We start from the raw sequence: 637 nt of genomic DNA on the forward strand, positions 1-637 counted from the left end.
GACTATTGCCTAGGCCCGCTGCACCAGAATTAGGGCAACAGCGAGCAAGAGGGATAACCAGCATCTTGATCAGGTTGATGAAGATGGCCCCCAGTGGGCAAACATAGAGGCGCTATCACCCATCAAGGCACCAACGGCAGTACCCACGATCATGGCGATGACAACCTGCACACCAATGTTGCGTAACAAACTCTTTTCTTTTAACACTTCCATAACCTCTGTGCTAATAAATATTAAAAATCCAGAATTACCCACTGAACGAAAAGTGTTCTTTGGATAAATATTCGATCAGATTTTTACACGTTTATTYCACATTTAGCAATATGGGATAAGAAGCGAGGGCGTGAATATCAGGCGTTTTATTGACGATTGACAATTTTTTAAGCAGTGGGCAAACGTTTGCTATAGCTTGCCCTTATATAAAGGTGACATTTTATTGAGTGATGGCTCGTTTACAAGCCGGGATGGAAGCGAGTTGGAATGTTAAAAAAAAGATCGATTTCTACTGAAAAATAAGAAATCGATCTCATAGATGTTTAGATGTCTACCACGTTACTTTTGTGTTGCAGACTTCATGTTGGAAACAAAGTTTGCCAGTGCCGTTAACATCGCGTCAGGTTCATTGAGGTGACTTTCG

1 pseudogene is annotated in these 637 nt (G+C 41.7%); it reads right to left on the minus strand.

Annotated features, from left to right (window positions below):
* Positions 1–255: pseudogene (locus CIK04_RS26425) on the minus strand (cation:dicarboxylase symporter family transporter); the annotation flags it as partial.
* Positions 256–637: the final 382 nt, after the last annotated feature.

Source organism: Vibrio sp. 03_296, from assembly GCF_002265885.1.